We start from the raw sequence: 18,391 nt of genomic DNA on the forward strand, positions 1-18,391 counted from the left end.
TGTGCCGGCCTTATTGTGGGTGCGATGGCAGAGCGGCAAGGCCGCGTAAAAGAGGATCAGGCGGTGGTGACGACCGACAGGTGTTCGTGGCAGGCCAACCAGCGCTCGCCCTGGCGGCGAAACACGATGGTCTCGCGCTCGGCCAGCTGGTGCTCTTCACCGGCGATGCGGATGTGCGTGGCCACATCGTGCATGAAGATCGCCACGTCACCTTGCAGGCTCACTTGCGCATTGCCCGACTCACACGCCAGCACGGCAAAACCGTCGGCCTGCCACTGGGCCCACACGGCTTCATAAGCGCCACGCGACAACAGCGGCTGCGCCAAGGTGTGGAAGAGGAAGGTGGCGTCTTCGCTGAAGCAGGCGAAGTAGCGGGCGGTGTCGTTGCTGGCAAAGGCATCGATGAGGTCGGCGGCGGCTTGCCGTACCTGGAGTGTCTGGTCCACGGGAGTGGCCTCACGCTTTTTGTGATTGTGGTGAGCGATTCTGGTGGCGCTTGGCGGGGGGAAAAATCGCTGGGGGCAAATAATCAGTTCAGGAAAGTGTGAAGTGATGTTTGGCTGGCTTTACCCTCGTATTGCCCGTGGATTCTCAAGACGATCTCCTCGCTGCACACGGTATGCTGATGCAAGGGCTGATTGATGACGCTGGCCATTTTCGCAAGGGGGGCGTAGGGATCTATCGCGGGGTACGCTTACTGCACATGGCGCCCCCAGCCAGTCGGGTCGCGACGCTCGTGCAGGGCCTATTGCACTGGCTCGTAAAAAACGATTGGCACCCCCTGATCATCAGCTGTGTATTTCACTACGAGTTTGAGTTCATCCACCCGTTTGCTGATGGAAATGGGCGAATGGGACGGCTCTGGCAGACGCTGTTGCTTAGCCGTTGGCGACCAGTCCTGGCATACCTTCCGGTAGAAACGGTAATCCGTGAGCAGCAAGAAGCCTACTATTTGGCGCTTGCCGCAGCCGATCAGTCTGGTGAAGCAACCCCGTTTGTCGAGTATATGCTCCAAGCACTGCTTCAAGCCCTCAGCGAAGCAGTGGGTAGCGATCAAGTAGGCGATCAAGTAACCGATCAAGTAGCGAGACTGCTCAATGTTCTGCCCATTGGGATTTCATTGAAGGCCAATGAATTGATGGATCGCCTTGGGCTCTCGCACCGTCCCACATTCAGCAAGAATTACCTTAAACCAGCAATTGCTATGGGTTTGATCGAAATGACTGATCCTCATTCTGCTCGCAGTCCTAGACAGCAATATCGTCGAGTTGCCAAGTAAGCGACGATCCGCTTGTATGGGCCAACTGGCGGGGCTATCCCCAAATGACCGGCATACGCCAAACCCGCTGTCATCGAACTGCAACCTACATCCCGCACCCTTTCTGCCATCAACCTCAATGCCTCATTGCGAGTTCGAATGGGTCATCCCGCGCTGCATCCGCAACAGGACCATGACCTGTTCGGCCTGCTTTATGCTTTTGCCTTCCGCCCAGGCCAGCCCGGTCGCGAGATCGATTCGGCGCAGTTGCTGCGCAAGCTCGGCGAACCGCCTGAGCCCGACGAATTTTTATGGCTGCACCTGAACCTGGCCCATGCCGCTTGCGAGCGCTGGCTGCGCGCCCACCTGACGCTGCCCGAGGCGTTTTTCGAAACCTTGCGCGAGGGCTCCCGTTCGACCCGTATCGAACATGCCGATTCGGCCCTGTTGGCGGTGGTCAACGATGTGGTGTTCAACTTCGGCCTGGTGTCGTCGGACATTTCCACGCTGTGGGCCTGCGCCAGCAGCCAACTGCTGGTGAGCGCGCGTTTGCAGCCGTTGCATTCGGTGGACAAGCTGCGCTCGTCGGTCAAGCGAGGCGAGCGCTTCCATTCGTCCATCGAACTGCTGGTGCATCTGCTGCGCGACCAGGGCGATGTGTTGACCCAGATCGTGCGCGAGACCACCACCAGCGTCGATCGCATCGAAGACCAGTTGCTGTCCCAGCGCCTGAGTGACAACCGCGCCGAACTCAGCAGCATGCGTCGGGTACTGGTGCGCTTGCAGCGCCTGCTGGCGCTCGAGCCTGGGGCCCTGCTGCGCCTGCTCAACCGCCCACCGGACTGGCTGCAGGAACAGGACATGCGCCAGCTGCGCGCGGCGACCGAAGAGTTCACCCTGGTGATCAGCGACCTCACCGCCCTGGGTGAGCGGATCAAGTTGCTGCAGGAAGAGATCGCCGCCAAGCTCAACGAACAGACCAACCGCACCCTGTTCACCCTGACGGTGGTGACCGTGCTGGCGCTGCCCATCAACATCATCGCCGGCTTCTTCGGCATGAATGTCGGTGGCGTGCCGCTGTCGGACGACCCACATGGCTTCTGGGTACTGGTGGCACTGGTGGCGACCTTCACCGTGCTGGTGGGGCGTTGGGCGTTTCGCAAGCGGCGTGAATACTGACGGCGGCATGCGCCCCGACTGACGGTCTCCGCCATCTCTGATCCTTGCCTACGCTGATACTCCCCATCTGCTGATGCAAGGAGCTTCACCATGGCCTTCCAATACAAGCGTCTGGACAAGAACAACGCCGCAGTCCTGCTGGTCGATCACCAGGCGGGTTTGCTTTCGCTGGTGCGTGACATCGACCCGGACCGCTTCAAGAACAACGTCCTGGCCCTGGCAGACCTGGCCCAGTACTTCAAGCTGCCGACCATCCTCACCACCAGCTTCGAAACCGGCCCCAACGGCCCGTTGGTCCCCGAGCTCAAGGCGCAGTTCCCCGATGCCCCCTACATCGCTCGCCCCGGCAACATCAACGCCTGGGACAACGAAGACTTCGTCAAGGCCGTCAAGGCCACGGGCAAGAAGCAACTGTTGATCGCCGGTGTAGTGACTGAGGTCTGCGTCGCGTTCCCGGCACTGTCGGCACTGGAGGAGGGCTTCGAGGTGTTCGTCGTCACCGACGCCTCTGGCACCTTCAACGAATTGACCCGCGATTCGGCCTGGCGGCGCATGGAGGCTGCCGGGGCACAACTGATGACCTGGTTCGGCGTGGCCTGCGAGCTGCACCGCGACTGGCGTAATGACGTCGAAGGGCTGGGGACGCTGTTCTCCAACCACCTTCCCGATTACCGCAACCTGATGACCAGTTACGACAAGCTGGCCAAGTAGCGCCCTGCCTCGCACGGCGGACGGCTCTGTGTAGGAGCAGCCTTGCGCTGCGAAGAGGCCGGTGTAGCACAGTGAATCTTTCAGGCAGTCACCGGCCTCTTCGCAGCGCAAGGCTGCTCCTACACGCAGAGACCGAGCAAGCCATGCCTGAGCAAGCTCGGCGCGGGAGTAATAAGCGAAGCGGCAAACCGCCATGGATCGACCATACTGAGTCTTCATTCGCCAGCGGGAGCGAGCCATGTCGAAGTCAGCCAGGAAGAAGGACCCTCAGGCACAGCCCGAAAAATTGGGCGGCAAGGCCTACGAGAAGGCGCTCAAGCACCTTCACGTCGAGTTGGTAAAGCTGCAGGAATGGGTCGTGGCCAAGGGCCTGAAGGTGTGCATCGTCTTTGAAGGCCGCGATGGTGCGGGCAAGGGCGGGACCATCAAGGCCCTCACCGAGCGAGTCAGCCCTCGGGTGTTCCGTGTGGTGGCGCTGCCGGCGCCGACCGAGCGGGAAAAAACCCAGATGTACGTGCAACGCTACCTGGGCCATCTGCCTGCTGCAGGCGAGGTGGTGATCTTCGACCGCAGTTGGTACAACCGCGCCGGTGTCGAGCGGGTGATGGGGTTTTGCAGCGATGAACAGGCCAACAAGTTTCTCACTGTGGTGCCGTTGTTCGAGAAGATGATGGTCGAGTCGGGGATCATCCTCATCAAGTACTGGCTGGAGGTCAGCGCCGAAGAGCAGACCCGCCGCCTGCAGGACCGCATCAATGACGGCCGCAAGCTGTGGAAGCTGTCCCCGATGGACCTGAAGTCGTATACCCGCTGGGATGACTACACCAGAGCCCGCGATGACATGTTCGCCGCGTCGGATTCCTCCTGGGCGCCATGGTTCATGGCCCACTCCAACGACAAGCGGCGCGCACGGCTGAACATCATCAGCCACCTGCTCGGCCGCATTCCCTACAAGGACATCACCCGCGACCAGGTCGTGAAATTGCCCAAGCGCGGCAAGGTCGGCAAGTACAAGGCGGTGAACTACCCGTTCAAGGTTGTCGAAGCGCGTTACTGACCCCATCCCCGCGGGGAGCCTACAGGGTGTAGACCTATGCCACATGACGGCAGCTTGCTCCAGGCAACGGTGGTGTTCCTCTTGGCCGTGGTACTGCTGGTGCCACTGGCGCAGCGTTTGAAACTGGGGGCCGTGCCGGGGTATCTGCTGGCCGGCAGCCTCATCGGCCCTTCGGTGCTGGGTTTGCTGGGTAACCCGGATAACGTCGCACGCCTGTCAGAGATGGGCGTGGTGATGCTGCTGTTCGTCATTGGCCTCGAGCTTTCGCCACGCCGCCTGTGGACCATGCGCCGGGCGCTGTTCGGCGTTGGCTCGTTGCAGGTCGGGCTGACCGCCGCGGTGCTGGGCCTGCTCGCCTTTTGGCTGTTCGGCCAATCGAAGGCGGCGGCCGTCGTGCTGGGGCTGGGGCTGGCCCTGTCGTCCACGGCGTTTGGCTTGCAGGTGCTGGCCGAGCGCAAGGACCTGGGCAAGCCGCACGGGCGCCTGGCGGTGGCGATTCTGCTGTTCCAGGACATTGCTGCCATCCCCCTGATTGCCGTGGTGCCCTTGCTGGGCGGGGATGTCAGCCGCGCCGATGAAGGGACGTGGCCGCTGGTGGGCGTGGCGGTCGGCATCGGTGTGATCATTGTGGGGGGCCGCTACCTGATGACCCCGGTCTTCAAATGGACAGTCGGCTCCGGGTTGCCGGAGCTGTCCACCGCTACCGCGTTGCTGGTGGTACTGGGCACCGCTTGGGTGATGGAGCATGTCGGCATCTCGATGGCGCTTGGTGCGTTTCTCGCTGGTGTGTTGATGGCCGAGTCGCCGTTCCGTCACGAGCTCGAAACCCAGATCGAACCCCTCAAAGGCCTGTTGCTTGGGCTGTTCTTCGTCGGCGTGGGCATGAGCGCCGACTTGCGCCTGTTGTTCGGCATGCCCTTGGCGGTGCTGGGGCTCACGCTGTTGCTGGTGGGCGTCAAGCTGCCGCTTTTGGTGGCTTTGGGCCGTACGGCCGGTGGGCTGAACCGGCCCCAGGCGTTGTGCCTGGGGGTGGTGTTAGCGTCTGGCGGTGAGTTTGCGTTCGTGGTGTTCAAGCTCGCGCTTGCGCACCAAGTGCTAGAGCAGCAGGTGCATGACCTGTTGGTGCTGGCCATCACCCTGTCGATGGCGGTGGTGCCGTTGGTGATGATGGCCCTGAGCCGACAGTTGCGCGACCCCGACGCCACCCGCCCCACGCCTGAAACCGACCACTGATTCGCGCCAAGACGGCGTACGACTGTTCGGAGGTGAAGCATGCAGCCGAGTTTCAAGCTGGACAGTGCCCTGTCGCAGGGCTTGCTCGATGTCTTGATCAAGGCAGGCTTGGTGGCTGCCCTGGTGATCTTCTCCTTCCAGGTGTTCCAGCCCTTCCTCGAGCTGATGCTGTGGGCGGTGATCCTGGCCGTCACGCTGTACCCGCTGCACGGCCGCATCACGCGGCGCTGGGGGCTCAAGGACGGCTATGCGGCGACACTGGTGGTGCTGCTGGTGCTGGTGGTGTTGCTGGTGCCGATCTACCTGGTGGTGGTGTCGATCACCGAGTCGGTGGACAGCATGCTGACGCTGCTCAAGAGCGGCGCCTGGAGCGTGCCGACACCCCCCGAGTCGGTGGCTTCCTGGCCGTTGATCGGGCCGCGCCTGTATGCCTTGTGGCTGGCAGCATCCGAGAGCCTGAGCGAGGTGCTCAACAGCATGATGCCGCAGCTCAAGGACGCCGGGCGTGTGCTGCTGGGGGCCGCGGCCAGTGCCGGGGGGGCGTTTTTGATGTTCATCGCGGCGATCATCATCTCGGGGGTGATCATGGCCTTCGGCGCGCGTGGCGAGCTGGCGGCGCAGCGCATTGCCATGCGCGTATCCGGCGAGCAGCGCGGCAGGTCGATTGCCAAACTGTGTACCGCCACCATTCGCGCCGTTGCCCAGGGCGTAATCGGCATCGCCTTCATCCAGATGCTGCTGATCGGCGTTGGCTTTGTTATCAAGGGCGTGCCGGGGGCGGGGATGTTGGCAATTGCCATCCTCATGCTGGGTATTGCCCAGGCGCCGGCCACGCTGATCACGTTGCCGGTGATCGCCTACGTGTTCCATGCCGAGGGCTTCACCCTGGCGACCATCGTGTTTGCCGTCTACACCTTCGTTGCCGGCCTCGCTGACAATGTGCTCAAGCCCCTGCTGCTGGGGCGCGGGGTCGATGTGCCGATGCCTGTGGTGCTGATCGGCGCACTGGGCGGCATGGTGGTCAAAGGCATTATCGGCCTGTTCATCGGCCCGGTGATTCTTGGCGTGACTTACGTGTTGTTCTGGCAATGGGTCGCGCTGCAGGTACCCGAAAACCCTGTCGAACCGTCGGCCTGAGCCGGGGCCTGGCATGCCTGCACCTTCCTGGCGTCGCGCCTTGGGCCTGGTTGCCTTGCTGTCAGGCTGCACCCAGGTCGGGCCAGACTTTCACCCCCCGCAAACGGCCTGGCTGGACCCGTGGAGCACCCCCCTGCTGGAGCAGGCCGGGCGGCGCGATGCAACGGTGGACTTTCGCCAGTGGTGGCAGGTGTTCGCCGACCCGACACTGGATGCGCTGATCGCCGAAGCCGACGCCCACAACAGCAACCTGCGCGTGGCCGGCCTGCGTATCGCCGAGGCACGTGCACAGCTGGCCATCGTGCAGACTGGGCGTTACCCGCAGTTGCAGCAGGTGCGGGCGCAAAGCCTCTACCTCAAGCAGGACCAGTCTGGCACCGACACTGCCCGCGATTCGGTGTTCTGGCAGTCCAGCGCAGGGTTCGACATCGCCTGGGAAATTGACTTCTGGGGGCGCTTCAGCCGCGCCATCGAGTCTGCCGATGCCCTGTATTTCGCCTCACAGGCCAACTACGCCGATGCCATGTTGCTATTGCGTGCCCAGGTAGCCGACACCTACTTTGCATTGCGTACCGCGGAGGCGCGCCTTGCCATTGCCGAAGAAAACGCCAAGCGCCAGGCGCGCAGCCTGGAGATCACCGAGCGGCTGTTCCGCCATGGCGAGCATGACGAACTCGATTGGCAGCAGGCCCGCACGCAGTACTTGGCGACCCAGGCGACCATCCCCGAGTTCGAGAACCAGCTCAACGCCCTGCGCAACGTGCTCTGCTCCCTGCTCGGGCGCCCCCCCGGCCCACTGCCGGAGCTGCAGTCGCAATACGGCCAGTTGCCACTGCCGGACCGCGCACTGCTGCAGGACGTGCCTGCTCGCCTGTTGCAGCGGCGCCCAGACATCCGCGCTGCCGAACAGGCCGTGGCGGCACAATCGGCACTGGTCGGGGTGGCCGAAGCTGACCTTTATCCACAGCTGAGCCTCTTGGGCAGCCTCGGCTGGACGTTCGTCTCGGCCAGCCACCTGCCCAACACGCTTGACCTCGCCGCCGGCCCAAGCCTGATCTGGAACCCGTTCGACTACGGCCGGCGCAAGAACGCCGTGCGTGTCGAAGATGCGCGCTTGCAGCAATTGATCGAGCTGTATCAGCAAAGTGTGCGCGAAGCCGCCCGTGAGGCTGACGATGCTGCCAGTGGCCTGGTGCGCTCGCTGCAAAGTGCTGGCATTCGTGATCAAGCCTCGCAAGCCGCGCAGCGCTCGTTGAGCTTGGCCATGTCGCAGTACCGCGAAGGGTTCGCTGATTTCCAGCGGGTGCTCGACGCCCAACAGTTGCTGCTGCAACAACAGGATGGCTACCTGGTCAGCCGCGGCAATGCCGTCAGCAGCCTGGTGACCTTGTACAAGGCCCTGGGGGGTGGTTGGGACCCAGGCCGTGCGCCGATCGACCCGGCCACCCGTCGCCAGATGCAGCAACGCACCGATTGGGGAGACTTGCTGGATGAGCCTGCCCCCAGCGCACAGCCACCAGGTGAGCAAAAATGACCGACACCCCGCAAAAATCGCCCGCGCAAGCGCCCGACCGTGGCCTGCGCTGGGTATTGCTGCTGATTGCTGTGAGCCTGCTCTGGTACCTGCTGGCCGACCGTTTTACACCGTACACCCAGCAGGCTCGCCTGCAAGCCTACGTGGTGCCGGTGAGCGCCGAGGTGGCCGGCCAGGTCAAGCGCGTGGCCGTGGGTAATAACCAGGAAGTGCGCAAGGGCGAAGTGTTGTTCGAACTGGACCAGGAGCAATACCGCATTGCCCTGGCTCGCGCCGAAGCCGACTTCGACACGGTGGGCCGGCAGATCGGCGCCCACACGGCCGGCATCGACTCGGCACAGGCGGCGTTGATGGCGGCCCAAGCCAACGAGCGCAAGGCCCGGCAAGACGCCGAGCGGCTGAAGCGGCTGATCGAGGAAGACCCCGGCACGGTTTCGCAGCGCCGCCTGGAAGGCGCGCAGGCCACGCGCGACCAGGCCATCAGCCAAGTCGCGGCAGCCCGTGCCGAAGTGGTGCGGGCACGTGAGCAGCAGGGTGGGGCGCAGGCGGACAATGCGCAGGTGCGCAGCGCGGCGGCGAATGTGCAAAAGGCCCGCCTGGACCTGGAGCGAACGGTGGTGCGCGCCGATACCAACGGGTTGATCACCGACCTGCGCACCGACGTGGGCCACTACGTGGGCGCGGGCAGCCCGATGATGACCCTGATTGCGATCCATGACGTGTGGATCAGCGCCGACCTGACCGAGAACAACCTCGGCCGCCTGCGCCCCGGCACACCGGTGCTGGTGGTGCTCGATGCGCTGCCTGGGACGGTGCTGAAGGGGCGCATACGCAGCATCGGTTATGGCGTCAGCGTGGGCCAGAGCAACCCGCCGGGCACGTTGCCGAGCGTGCAGAACAGCCGTGAATGGCTGCGCTCGGCCCAACGCTTTCCGGTCATTGTCGAGCTTGACCGGGAGCAGCTGGAAGACAAGTCCGGCTTGCGGGTGGGGGGCCAAGCCGAGGTGATGGCGCTGCCCAGCGAGGGCAACCCGCTGAACGTGCTTGGCCGGGTGTTCATGTGGCTGATGAGCTGGCTCTCGTATGCCTATTGAGCTGCGGCGCCAGCGTGCGCTTCGCCTGGCCTGGGGCGTGGCGCTGTGCCTGGCGGTCAGCTTCGGTTTTGGCCTGCCGGTGCCGATTTTGGCGCCGGTGTTCGCGGTGCTGTTGTTGGCCATGCGTAGCCAGCCCCTGCCGTTGCGCGCGGCACCGGCGTTGGCCGTGCTGGTGCTGCTGAGTTGTGGCAGTGGCCTGTTGCTGATTCCCTTGCTGCGCCATGCACCGGTAAGTGGTGTGCTGATGGTCGGCGTTGGTGTGTTTCTGGTGCTGCGTTATGCCCTGAAGGGCGGCAACGGCCTGTTGGCCAACTTGCTGGTGATCGGCCTGACCATGATCGCCGCAGCGGGCACCAGCGATTTCACCCTGGCGCTGTCGGTGGTCGAGGCCTTGTCCAAAGGCATGCTCCTGGCAACCTTGGGCACGGCGCTGGCGCATGTGATGTTCCCCGAACCGGCTGACGCACCTGTGCAACCGACACCGCCACCGCTCGCCGCTGAACGGGCCAGTTGGGTCGCACTGCGCGCCACGCTGATCGTCATGCCGGCCTTTTTGCTGGCGCTGATCGCACCGGACGCGTTCATGCCGCTGATCATGAAGTCGGTGAGCCTCGGTCAGCAGGCCAGCGAGACCCATGCCCGCAACGCCAGCCGAGAACTGATTGGCTCGACCTTGCTGGCCGGGCTGCTGGCGATCCTGCTGTGGGGGGCATTGAGCCTGTTCGTGCACCTGTGGATGTTTTTCCTGTGGGTGCTGCTGTTCACGCTTTGGCAGGCCCGGCGGCTGTACCGCGCGGTGGCGACGCGGCATAGCCCGGCCTATTGGGTCAGTTGCCTGACTACGATGTTGATACTGCTGGGGCAGTCGGTGCAGGACAGCGCGGCCGGGCAGGATGTCTACCGCGCGTTCGCCGTGCGCATGGCGCTGTTCTTGGCGGTGTCGGTGTATGCCAGTGCCCTGCTGATCTGGATCGACCGGCGCAGGGCTCGGCAGTGGGTGCATTAGGGCTGCCAGTCGACCCCGGTGTCTTCCAGGTAGGCATCCACCGCAGCACCGACGGTGGGGTGAAAGGCCTTTTCCCCCATGTGCTGGAACAACTCAAAGCGCTTCATCTTGTCTTTCACCGGGTCTTTCATCTCCGCGAACTGCAACTCCACGCCGCGCGCCTCCAGCGCCCGGTCCAGTTCAGCGAGCATGTCTGCGGAGGTCACGTCGATGCTGGTCACAGGCTCCGCGGCAATTACCAAACGTTGCACGGCGGTAGGGGACTGTTCCACAGCCGCCAGCACGGTGCTCTGGAACTGCTCGGCATTGGCAAAAAACAGCGGCGCATCCCACCGCAGCAGCACCAGGCCCGGGATGCGCCGGGCTTGCGGGTAGCGCTGCACATCATGGTAGCCGCGGGTGCCATCCACCCGGCCGAGCACTGCAAAATGCGGCCGCCAGCCATCCCAGAGAAATTCGATGACTGAAATCGCCACGGCAATGCCGATACCCGGAATGGCACCAAACACTGCCACCCCGACAAAACAGGTAAACGACAGCCAGAACTCCCATTGCTGCATGTGGAAGATGCGTTTGAGGTCGGCGAATTCGAACAGCCCCAGTGCGGCGGCGATCACCACGGCGGCGAGGGCACTGTTGGGCAGGTAATGCATCAGGTTGGGCGCCACCAGCAGCAGAACGGTCACGGCCAGCGCCCCGATGATGCCGGTGAGCTGGGTCTTGGCCCCGGCTGCTTCAGCCACAGGGGTACGTGACGAACTGCTGCTGATCGGGATGCCCTGGAACAGCCCGCTGGCCAGGTTGGCCACCCCCAGGCCAAACATTTCCTGGTTCGGGTTGACCGGCATCTTCAGGCGGGCCGCGTAGGAGCGTGACAGTACGCTGGTGTCGGCGAATGACACCAGCGCCACTGCGATGCCGCCGAGCAGCACTTCCACCAGGTCGATATCGCTCAACCAAGGGAAGACCAGGTCCGGCAGGCCCTGGGGTAACTGGCCGAGGACTTTGACGCCGCTCTGGTCCAGGTCGAGCAGGCTCACCGCCAGTGTCGCCAGCACCACGGCGATCAGGATGCCGGGCAAGCGCTTGAAGGGTTTGAGCAGCAGAATCAGCGCCAGGCTGCCGGCGCCGATGACGAAGCTGGGCCAGTGGCCCTGGCCTGCAAGCAGGGCCTGGATCAGGCCCCAGATGTCACGCAGCGGGCCTTGGCTGTCGATGGATAAGCCAAACAGTTTGGGCAGTTGGCTGATCAGCACGGTCAAGGCGATGCCGTTCATGTAGCCATAGCGGATCGGCTTGGACAGCAATTCGGTGATGAAGCCCAGGCGCAGCAGGCCGGCGACCATGCAGAACACCCCAGCGACCAAGGCCATCATGCTGGCGATGGTGATGGCGCGCTGCGGGTCGCTGGCGGCGTACTGCACCACCACCGCCAGGATGGGCGCGGCCAGTGCCGAATCTGGGCCCAATACCAGGATGCGGCTGGGGCCGAACAGCGCATAGGCCAGCAGCGGAATGATGGTGGCGTAGAGGCCGTAGATGCCGGGTACGCCAGAGGCTTCGGCGTAGGCGATGCCCACGGGCACCAGCATGCTGGTGAGTACCAGCCCGGCAGCGATGTCCCTGGGCAGCCAGGCACGCTGATAGTGAAGCAGGGTGACCACGCCGGGCAGCCAGTGTTGCCAGTCGAAGCGTGGGGGAGGGGGCGTATCGGGCATGGTGCAGGCTCCAGGGGGCGGGGGCATGAACCGCTTGAGGTCCCGTTGGAGAAAGCTTAGTTGGTGGTCGCGAACGCGGGCCCTGTGGGAGCGGGTTTACCCGCGAACACCGGCGAAGCCGGTGCCATAAACCACGTTGCATGCTTCGCGGGCAAGCCTGCTCCCACAGCGTCCGTAACGCTGCAGAAACACAAAAGCCCCCGTTCGGAGGCTTTTGTCGGCGGGCAAACGCTGAACGTCAGACGTTAAACCAGAAGTCAGAGCGCTTAGGCCTCATAAGGTCTGGGTTTTAGTACGGGTCGATATGTGTCATACCCGGTTTAGCGCCCGGTTTGAGTGGCGTGTGACTTTGCTGTCACTGCGGTTGCGTTTTTCTCCGCACGCTGAGGCATTTGACCAAACCTCTCTGCTATGGTGAGCCCGGTATCAAGGTGTGTAGCAGTTCGGTGCTCAGCTTCATTTGTGAACCGTGGCGCGGGCCAAGCCAGGTGAATTTGCCTCGGTGGAGCCGACGTCCCGTCAAGCAGATGCCCAAGCCGTCGTGTATCGGGGCTTTCTTTCTGAGAGGGTCGAGTGACGAGGTCGGCGGCATTCAAGTAGACTGATAAAGTTGACAATTTGTAGAAACTCGAATGGCCAGTCTGGAGGACATCGCAAAAGACGCTCAGATTCGCGGCCTGCATGGCGACGAGGTGGTTAAAGGCACAAGTGTCGACAAGGCTGGTGACTCGGCGGTCCGCGTCGGCTACCAGAAATGTGCCGGTGGTCACGGTGACCAGATACTGCTTCGCAGCGACGAGCCCCGCCTTGAGCTGGCCCAGGCTGGTAAAGCTCTGGCGGTTGATGCCCCAGCTAGCGAATTCAAGCTGGCCTTGAAGGCGTGTTGTATCCAACTGGCGCATCTATTCGATCCGATGATCGCGGAGCACACCAAGAACGAGATCTTCTCCCGCTACAATCCGGGCGAAAAATACATTCTTGCCAATTTACTGGTGGATGGCCGATAGGTGAGTAGCCTTTATTACATTAAGCATCCATTCAAGAGCGAGCTGGAGTTCGACATTGCCAGAGTCAAATGCTACTTGAGTGAGATGTTATCCCTAGTGATTAAGCCGGAGGAAAGCCTGTGAAGCTGGATCTGTTGCGTCTGGAAAACTTCCGCTGTTACGCAGATCTGGAAGTCCCCTTGCATTCACAGCTAACCGTATTGGTGGCTGAAAATGGCCAGGGCAAATCAACCCTGTTGGATGCTATTCGTATCGCGCTCTGGCCCTTTGTCAATAGCTTCGACCTCGCACGTAATGCATTCAATGACCCTGGTAACGCTATCGCTATTGATGACGTGCGCCTGTTGCGTTTGACCAGTGGAGATATGGCCCGGCAGTTACCAGCTCGGGTAACTATGTCTGGAGACTTTGGTAGCGGGGCAGTCTCTACATGGGTTCGCTATCGAGATAAAGAAGCCAGAGCTACCAAGACCAAGGATGACGGAGATACTGGGTTTATGCGGCAGTGGGCTGGTGCTGTCCAGGATCAAATCCGAGACCCGGAAAAGCCGACTTTGGATCTGCCGGTATTTGGCTACTACGGTACTGGGCGGCTCTGGGCGCAGAAGCGCCTGACTGAAAATTTGAAAGGCAAAGATGACACTCGCGAAACCGACTTTTATGTCCGCACATTCGCCTACCTGAACTGCCTGGATCCGGCCTCATCCTACAAGCACTTCAAGGAATGGTTCATCTGGGCATTTCAGAGTCTGCGCGAACAGCAAATTCGCCAGCTTGAAAGGCGCGCACGTGTTGAGGAACTGCAGGCTGCAGAAGATCGTGTTCGTGTTGTTCAGCAAGCCATCGATAGCTTTCTCAGTACGACGACCGGATGGCACCAGTTGGAATTCAGCGTAACTCAGGAAAGCTCGTTGGTACTCAGCCATGGCCTACATGGCACCTTGGATGTTGACCAACTCAGCGATGGCATCCGAAGTGTGCTAGCCATGATCGGTGATATCGCCTATCGCTGTATCAAACTCAACCCTCATCTGGGGGGCGATGCAGCAAGGCAAACACGCGGCGTGGTGCTGATCGACGAAGTGGACATGCACCTGCACCCACGTTGGCAGCAAATCATCCTTACCCAATTGCGAGAAGTATTCCCGCAAATCCAGTTCGTTATAACCACTCATAGCCCGCAAGTGTTGACGTCCGTGCCTTCCGAGTGCATCCGCATACTGAAGGACAATAAGGTCTATTCCGCGCCACCAGGCACCGAAGGCTCGGAGCCGGAGCGTATGCTTCGGCAGGTGCTGGGTCTTGATGAAGTACGTCCTCCAGCCAGCCTTGCGACTCAAGAGTTGAAGGAGTACCTGGCGTTGGTTGATAGAGACCAGTGGAGTAGTCCGCGAGCTCTGGAACTGCGCAAAAAGCTAGATGAGCGCTATCAGGGGCAGGAGCCAGCACTGCTTGATGCTGATCTTCAGATTGAGAATCGTAAGTGGGAGTTGGGTGAATGAAGCAAGTCATTAGGCTTGATGAACCCGATGAGCTGGCGGGGTATCGTGCAGGGAATTTGCGGAGTACTTGGGATCAGATGCGGGGCGACGCAACTGGTCGAACTGCGTACGAGGCTATCCGGTTTCGCTTAGTCAATGGGCAGGGCGGACTGTGTGGCTACTGTGAAATTGACATCCGCGACAATGATTCACTTAAGTGTCGAGTGGAGCATTTTCATCCCAAATCGGATACCGCGATGGCCCATAACTGGGCACTTGATTGGCAGAACATGATCGCAGTCTGCATGGGCGGATCTCAGCGCCATGTGCCGGCGCCCTATGCGCTAGATCCGTTACCGTCCAACCTCAGTTGTGATGCCTACAAGGATCAGATGATTGGAACTGGCAAGCTTGCTGAAAGCTGCGAGGGCTGGGTCATCAATCCAATAAATTTACCTTCTTTCCCAAGCCTGTTTTTCCTGGAGAGAAGTACAGGACGATTGCTTCCCGATGAGCAGGCCTGTGCCCGCACGGCGCTGCCGGGGAACAAGCACCCTAGTACCCAGGAGTTGGTGCAGCACACAATCGATATGCTCAATCTCAATTGCGTTCGCTTGTGTGAGGCGCGCTTACGTGTTCACTGGGATATAGAACGCAATAAGAAGAGCTTGCGCCTTCAGAACATTCGCCCTGAGGAAGCCTTGCGCTCACTTGCGGAGCGCTATTACCGTCAACGTTGGCCGGGTTTTTTTACCACCATTCGTTTTTGTCTGGGCACTACTGCCGAGCAGTACCTGACTGATATTGGGTTTCGAGTGTAAGCGGCTAACGAACCGGATATTGAGGATAACTATGGTTTCGCGATTGCAGCGGAGTAGTGGCGTATGAACCGTCAAACCGTATTCAAAGTAAGTCCATGGTAATCAAGGGGTCGGTCATGCGGTAGCCCATCGCTTTGTAACCTGCTTGGCGCTTATCCCACATTCTCACCAGCGCGGCATTCCCCTCGTCAACGAAGTCGATCACTCGCACGTCAGCTTTGTCGGCATGTGATCGATGCAACCGTCCTGCATACTGCTGGAGGATTCCCTTCCATGAGATAGGCATTGCCAGCACCAGCGTGTCCAATGGCGGATGATCGAAGCCTTCACCCACTAGTTTTCCCGTCGCCAAGAGTACTCGTGGTGCATCAGGGGGGAGGCACTCAAGCTCATGCATACGGGCAATTCGTTGTTTTTTAGGCACTCGCCCATGAAGTGTGAAAAGGTTGTTCACGCGCTGCTTCAACTCCAACTCCAAGGTATCCACATGCTCCGTCCGCTCTGTTAGCACCAGAATTTTTCTACCTTGGCTGTACGCCAGCTCGATCTCCGAGACGATTTTGGCTGTGCGCTCAGAGTCGTCTGCTAACTTCCGAAAAACGTCTTGGATTCCAGAACCGTCGGGGACCACCACAGGCTTTGGCAGCAGTCGAGGTACGACAGATAGATCATGAGGTGCGCTCGCCGGTCGAGCGGCAGAGTGTCGGATCGGTCCGCATTGCATGAAAATGATTGGCTGTTGCCCATCTCGTCGCACTGGGGTTGCCGTAAGGCCCAGCACGTATCGCGCAGTCGCGGTTCTCAGTAGTGCCTCGAATGACACTGCTGACAGGTGATGACACTCATCGACGATAATTTGCCCGTAGTTTTTTACGTGATCGCTGATCTCACCTTTTCGCGATAACGATTGCATTACGGCAATATCGATGATGCCTGTAGGTTTTGCTTTTCCGCCCCCAATCGTTCCAACCACACCCTTGCCAACACCCAAGAACGCTTGCACGCGTTCTTGCCACTGTCTTAATAATTCGGTCCGATGCACAAGTATTAATGTGTTAACGCCACGTCTAGCAATCAATGCAGCTGCGCTGACCGTTTTGCCGAACGCCGTAGGTGCGCAAAGAATTCCGGTATCATGATTCAGCATTTTGCCGATGGCATCTTCCTGGTCTGGACGCAAGGTCCCGAGGAAACTCACGTCAATCGGGTCACCGGCGAAGCGTTCATCTTGAAACTCAGGGGAGATGCCATTTACCCCTAGCAGCTCCAGTGCAGCATCCAGGCAGCCACGTGGCAGCGCAATATGTTTGGGGAAGTTCTGGGCGCAACCGATTATTCTCGGCTTGTTCCACACCGACATGCGCATGGCTTGAGCTTTGTAGAATTCGGGATTTTGAAACGCGGCTAGCCGGACAAGCTGGTTTGCTAATGGTTGCGGCAACGCCGACTTTTCAAAGTAAATCATGTTAGCCAGCGTGACGTTGATAGAGGCTGGCAATGGGCACGTCAATTTTGGTGACTTTGACTCACGAGCCTTCCAAGGTTCTGCATCGCCGTCGTCGTCAACATACATGACTCCTGTAGGGTCCTGCTTCCCCATCGCTTGGGTGACAACGAACGGAATATCCTCCGGAGGCATTTTCTGAACCGATGCTAAGAAGGCCCACTGATCGAGATAAGGTTCAAGCTCGCTGTCGACAAAAACGCTGTTGTTGTGAGCTCTGGCTCGCTTTTGCAATGGAAGTGCGATGAGATTTCCGAAGCCGCCTTTAGGCATGTAGTCCTGATTTGGGAACAACCGATCATAAGAAGTGAGTGCCAATTGGCGTGTACGTTCACATGCATGGCTGATGATTGCCGCACCAAGACGTCGGGCATCATGAGCGGGAACACTTTGCTTGAAGAAAATCCAGCAATGAGCGCCTTTACCTGAACGGGATATTTCCAGTGCCATTGGTACGTTCAGTTCATGACACGACTGAGCGAAGGCTCGTGCATCATCACGCCATTCGGCTTCATCAAAGTCGACCGCCAGAAGATAGCAGGTGTCATCCGGGAGTAGAGGGTAGATGCCAATAACCACTTCACCAGCGAGATGGCGATAAACGACCTCATCGGTGAGAGGAAGTAGCTGACGATTACCGCAGTCCCCGCATTTAATTCGGGGCTTTTCACAAACGCCAGGTTTCCATTCATTTGCGCAGGCGGGTGTGTATCCTGATTTGCCTGCCTTGCTTTCCCAGCGAATTGGATAAACGTCTGTCCTACCACGAAACAAGCTCCGGAATAGGGCAAGCTTTGCTTCTGTGCCAAATTGTTGTGTGTGTTCTGCTTGAACAACCTCGATCTTGACTGGCTCGGCCGGCAGACGCCAATCGATGCCATGCGCATCCAGCAAGGCGACCAATCTTGCATTCTCAGCCTTTAGCTTCGCCACCAGGCTAGTATCTATCACCGTCTTCAGCCTCTACGTCCCAGGTGAAGCTTGTAGCCTCTCGCTACAATCCTCAGTGAACCGGTAAGCGTAGAGGTTACCAAACAATAGCCCTTGCGATGACGAGGTGTCCAACTTCAGGTTTTCGTGAAGCTTGAACGGGGCCGGCTTCGCTAGTTTTGGGACTGGCCTTCCACCCACCTCGCGTTTCAACTACAGCCATGATCTGTGTCCTCTCTTAGCTAGCCTGAAGTCCATCCTCACGTCATCCCGCCAAGAATGCTGAGTGTTATCAGGGATCAAGGCCCCTGCGACCTGTGAGGGTGTCCACTGACGCGGGACTGGCGGCTCCTTACGACCAAGAGCAAGGGCATCTCATGATCTGGCCTCCTGATCACCGATAGCGGTGGGCGGGTGGAGGCTGCACTGACTGACGAGACCAGCGCCGCGAGATCCTGAGCCACAAGCAAGCAGCAATGCGATGACCTGGGCATGCCTGACTGTCAGTCAGGTGCAGTCCATTCCTTGGGCTGCGGCGCCATCATCTACAGCGCTGTTGCTGGTGACATCGGCGTTTGTCACGCCGATTGTCACGAGGGGGATTGCCGCAAAGCCATGTGCGATCAGGGCTGCAGCAGTGTCAGGAGCGCCCGTCTCTTTTCTGGAAAAAGAAACGGGCGCAAGTTGGCGCAAGAATCGGCCAAGCGATTAGGTTGCTGCA

Annotated in this window: 15 protein-coding genes and 1 pseudogene; 12 read left to right on the forward strand and 4 right to left on the reverse strand. The window is 60.3% G+C overall.

All coding sequences use genetic code 11. The annotated features are described in order from the left end of the window. Positions 1–56: 56 nt before the first annotated feature. Positions 57–446, reverse strand: coding sequence for a YybH family protein (locus QOS90_RS22950; RefSeq protein WP_027594495.1), 390 nt, complete (start codon positions 444–446; stop codon positions 57–59). Positions 447–589: 143 nt separating this feature from the next. Between QOS90_RS22950 and QOS90_RS22955 the strand changes: the two are divergent. From QOS90_RS22955 to QOS90_RS22995, 9 genes and pseudogenes are all read left to right on the forward strand, one after another. Further along, positions 590–1,279: pseudogene (locus QOS90_RS22955) on the forward strand (Fic family protein); the annotation flags it as partial. Positions 1,280–1,417: 138 nt separating this feature from the next. Continuing rightward, positions 1,418–2,437: a transporter gene (locus QOS90_RS22960; RefSeq protein WP_027594493.1), complete on the forward strand. Its 1,020-nt coding sequence runs from the start codon at positions 1,418–1,420 to the stop codon at positions 2,435–2,437. Between the two features lie 90 nt (positions 2,438–2,527). Beyond that, positions 2,528–3,148, forward strand: coding sequence for an isochorismate family cysteine hydrolase YcaC (gene ycaC, locus QOS90_RS22965; protein ID WP_027594492.1), 621 nt, complete (start codon positions 2,528–2,530; stop codon positions 3,146–3,148). A 238-nt stretch (positions 3,149–3,386) separates the two neighbouring features. Continuing rightward, a complete protein-coding gene (gene ppk2, locus QOS90_RS22970; RefSeq protein ID WP_085274115.1) occupies positions 3,387–4,205 on the forward strand; it encodes a polyphosphate kinase 2 in 819 nt (272 codons plus the stop codon). Positions 4,206–4,241: 36 nt separating this feature from the next. Next, positions 4,242–5,438: a monovalent cation:proton antiporter-2 (CPA2) family protein gene (locus tag QOS90_RS22975; protein WP_085274114.1), complete on the forward strand. Its 1,197-nt coding sequence runs from the start codon at positions 4,242–4,244 to the stop codon at positions 5,436–5,438. A gap of 39 nt (positions 5,439–5,477) precedes the next feature. Next, positions 5,478–6,575, forward strand: a complete 1,098-nt coding sequence (locus QOS90_RS22980; protein ID WP_085274113.1) for an AI-2E family transporter — start codon at positions 5,478–5,480, stop codon at positions 6,573–6,575. A gap of 13 nt (positions 6,576–6,588) precedes the next feature. Further along, complete coding sequence (locus QOS90_RS22985; RefSeq protein WP_027594488.1) at positions 6,589–8,109, forward strand: efflux transporter outer membrane subunit; 1,521 nt, start codon at positions 6,589–6,591, stop codon at positions 8,107–8,109. Further along, a complete protein-coding gene (locus tag QOS90_RS22990) occupies positions 8,106–9,203 on the forward strand; it encodes an HlyD family secretion protein (RefSeq protein ID WP_085274112.1) in 1,098 nt (365 codons plus the stop codon). Before QOS90_RS22985 ends, QOS90_RS22990 begins: the two co-directional genes overlap by 4 nt. Further along, a complete protein-coding gene (locus tag QOS90_RS22995) occupies positions 9,193–10,209 on the forward strand; it encodes a DUF2955 domain-containing protein (protein WP_085274111.1) in 1,017 nt (338 codons plus the stop codon). The genes QOS90_RS22990 and QOS90_RS22995 overlap by 11 nt, the downstream gene beginning before the upstream one ends. Here QOS90_RS22995 and QOS90_RS23000 read toward each other — a convergent pair. Beyond that, entirely contained in the window at positions 10,206–11,927 is a 1,722-nt protein-coding gene (locus QOS90_RS23000) for a SulP family inorganic anion transporter (RefSeq protein WP_085274110.1), read from the reverse strand. The two genes, QOS90_RS22995 and QOS90_RS23000, sit on opposite strands and share 4 nt — an antisense overlap. 409 nt (positions 11,928–12,336) lie before the next feature. Beyond that, the gene (gene tnpB, locus QOS90_RS27720; protein ID WP_143491101.1) at positions 12,337–12,519 is read right to left on the reverse strand and encodes an IS66 family insertion sequence element accessory protein TnpB; all 183 of its coding nucleotides are present in this window, start codon (positions 12,517–12,519) and stop codon (positions 12,337–12,339) included. A 40-nt stretch (positions 12,520–12,559) separates the two neighbouring features. On the opposite strand from tnpB, the gene QOS90_RS23005 reads away from it, so the two are divergent. The 3 genes from QOS90_RS23005 (at position 12,560) to QOS90_RS23015 (ending at position 15,236) form a co-directional block, all read left to right on the forward strand. After that, positions 12,560–12,934, forward strand: coding sequence for a DUF8742 domain-containing protein (locus QOS90_RS23005; RefSeq protein WP_027594484.1), 375 nt, complete (start codon positions 12,560–12,562; stop codon positions 12,932–12,934). Between the two features lie 119 nt (positions 12,935–13,053). Then, a complete protein-coding gene (locus QOS90_RS23010; protein WP_050580752.1) occupies positions 13,054–14,436 on the forward strand; it encodes an AAA family ATPase in 1,383 nt (460 codons plus the stop codon). After that, the gene (locus tag QOS90_RS23015) at positions 14,433–15,236 is read left to right on the forward strand and encodes a retron system putative HNH endonuclease (RefSeq protein ID WP_027594482.1); all 804 of its coding nucleotides are present in this window, start codon (positions 14,433–14,435) and stop codon (positions 15,234–15,236) included. Before QOS90_RS23010 ends, QOS90_RS23015 begins: the two co-directional genes overlap by 4 nt. Positions 15,237–15,318: 82 nt before the next feature. Here the strand turns inward: QOS90_RS23015 and QOS90_RS23020 are convergent, their stop codons facing one another. Beyond that, positions 15,319–17,691 carry a TOTE conflict system archaeo-eukaryotic primase domain-containing protein gene (locus QOS90_RS23020; RefSeq protein ID WP_027594481.1) on the reverse strand — a complete coding sequence of 791 codons (2,373 nt, stop codon included), beginning with the start codon at positions 17,689–17,691 and terminating at the stop codon, positions 15,319–15,321. Between the last annotated feature and the right edge of the window lie 700 nt (positions 17,692–18,391).

This window comes from Pseudomonas sp. LAIL14HWK12:I10 (genome assembly GCF_900184205.1).
Classification (GTDB): Bacteria; Pseudomonadota; Gammaproteobacteria; order Pseudomonadales; family Pseudomonadaceae; genus Aquipseudomonas; species Aquipseudomonas kermanshahensis.

What these genes read in the sequence shown, in the direction of transcription:
- QOS90_RS22960 (WP_027594493.1), top strand. Translation starts at nt 1,418, where the DNA reads ATGGGTCATCCCGCGCTGCATCCGCAACAGGACCATGACCTGTTCGGC.
- ycaC (WP_027594492.1), top strand. Translation starts at nt 2,528, where the DNA reads ATGGCCTTCCAATACAAGCGTCTGGACAAGAACAACGCCGCAGTCCTG.
- ppk2 (WP_085274115.1), top strand. Translation starts at nt 3,387, where the DNA reads ATGTCGAAGTCAGCCAGGAAGAAGGACCCTCAGGCACAGCCCGAAAAA.
- QOS90_RS22975 (WP_085274114.1), top strand. Translation starts at nt 4,242, where the DNA reads ATGCCACATGACGGCAGCTTGCTCCAGGCAACGGTGGTGTTCCTCTTG.
- QOS90_RS22980 (WP_085274113.1), top strand. Translation starts at nt 5,478, where the DNA reads ATGCAGCCGAGTTTCAAGCTGGACAGTGCCCTGTCGCAGGGCTTGCTC.
- QOS90_RS22985 (WP_027594488.1), top strand. Translation starts at nt 6,589, where the DNA reads ATGCCTGCACCTTCCTGGCGTCGCGCCTTGGGCCTGGTTGCCTTGCTG.
- QOS90_RS22990 (WP_085274112.1), top strand. Translation starts at nt 8,106, where the DNA reads ATGACCGACACCCCGCAAAAATCGCCCGCGCAAGCGCCCGACCGTGGC.
- QOS90_RS22995 (WP_085274111.1), top strand. Translation starts at nt 9,193, where the DNA reads ATGCCTATTGAGCTGCGGCGCCAGCGTGCGCTTCGCCTGGCCTGGGGC.
- QOS90_RS23000 (WP_085274110.1), bottom strand. Translation starts at nt 11,927, where the DNA reads ATGCCCGATACGCCCCCTCCCCCACGCTTCGACTGGCAACACTGGCTG.
- tnpB (WP_143491101.1), bottom strand. Translation starts at nt 12,519, where the DNA reads ATGCCGCCGACCTCGTCACTCGACCCTCTCAGAAAGAAAGCCCCGATA.
- QOS90_RS23005 (WP_027594484.1), top strand. Translation starts at nt 12,560, where the DNA reads ATGGCCAGTCTGGAGGACATCGCAAAAGACGCTCAGATTCGCGGCCTG.
- QOS90_RS23015 (WP_027594482.1), top strand. Translation starts at nt 14,433, where the DNA reads ATGAAGCAAGTCATTAGGCTTGATGAACCCGATGAGCTGGCGGGGTAT.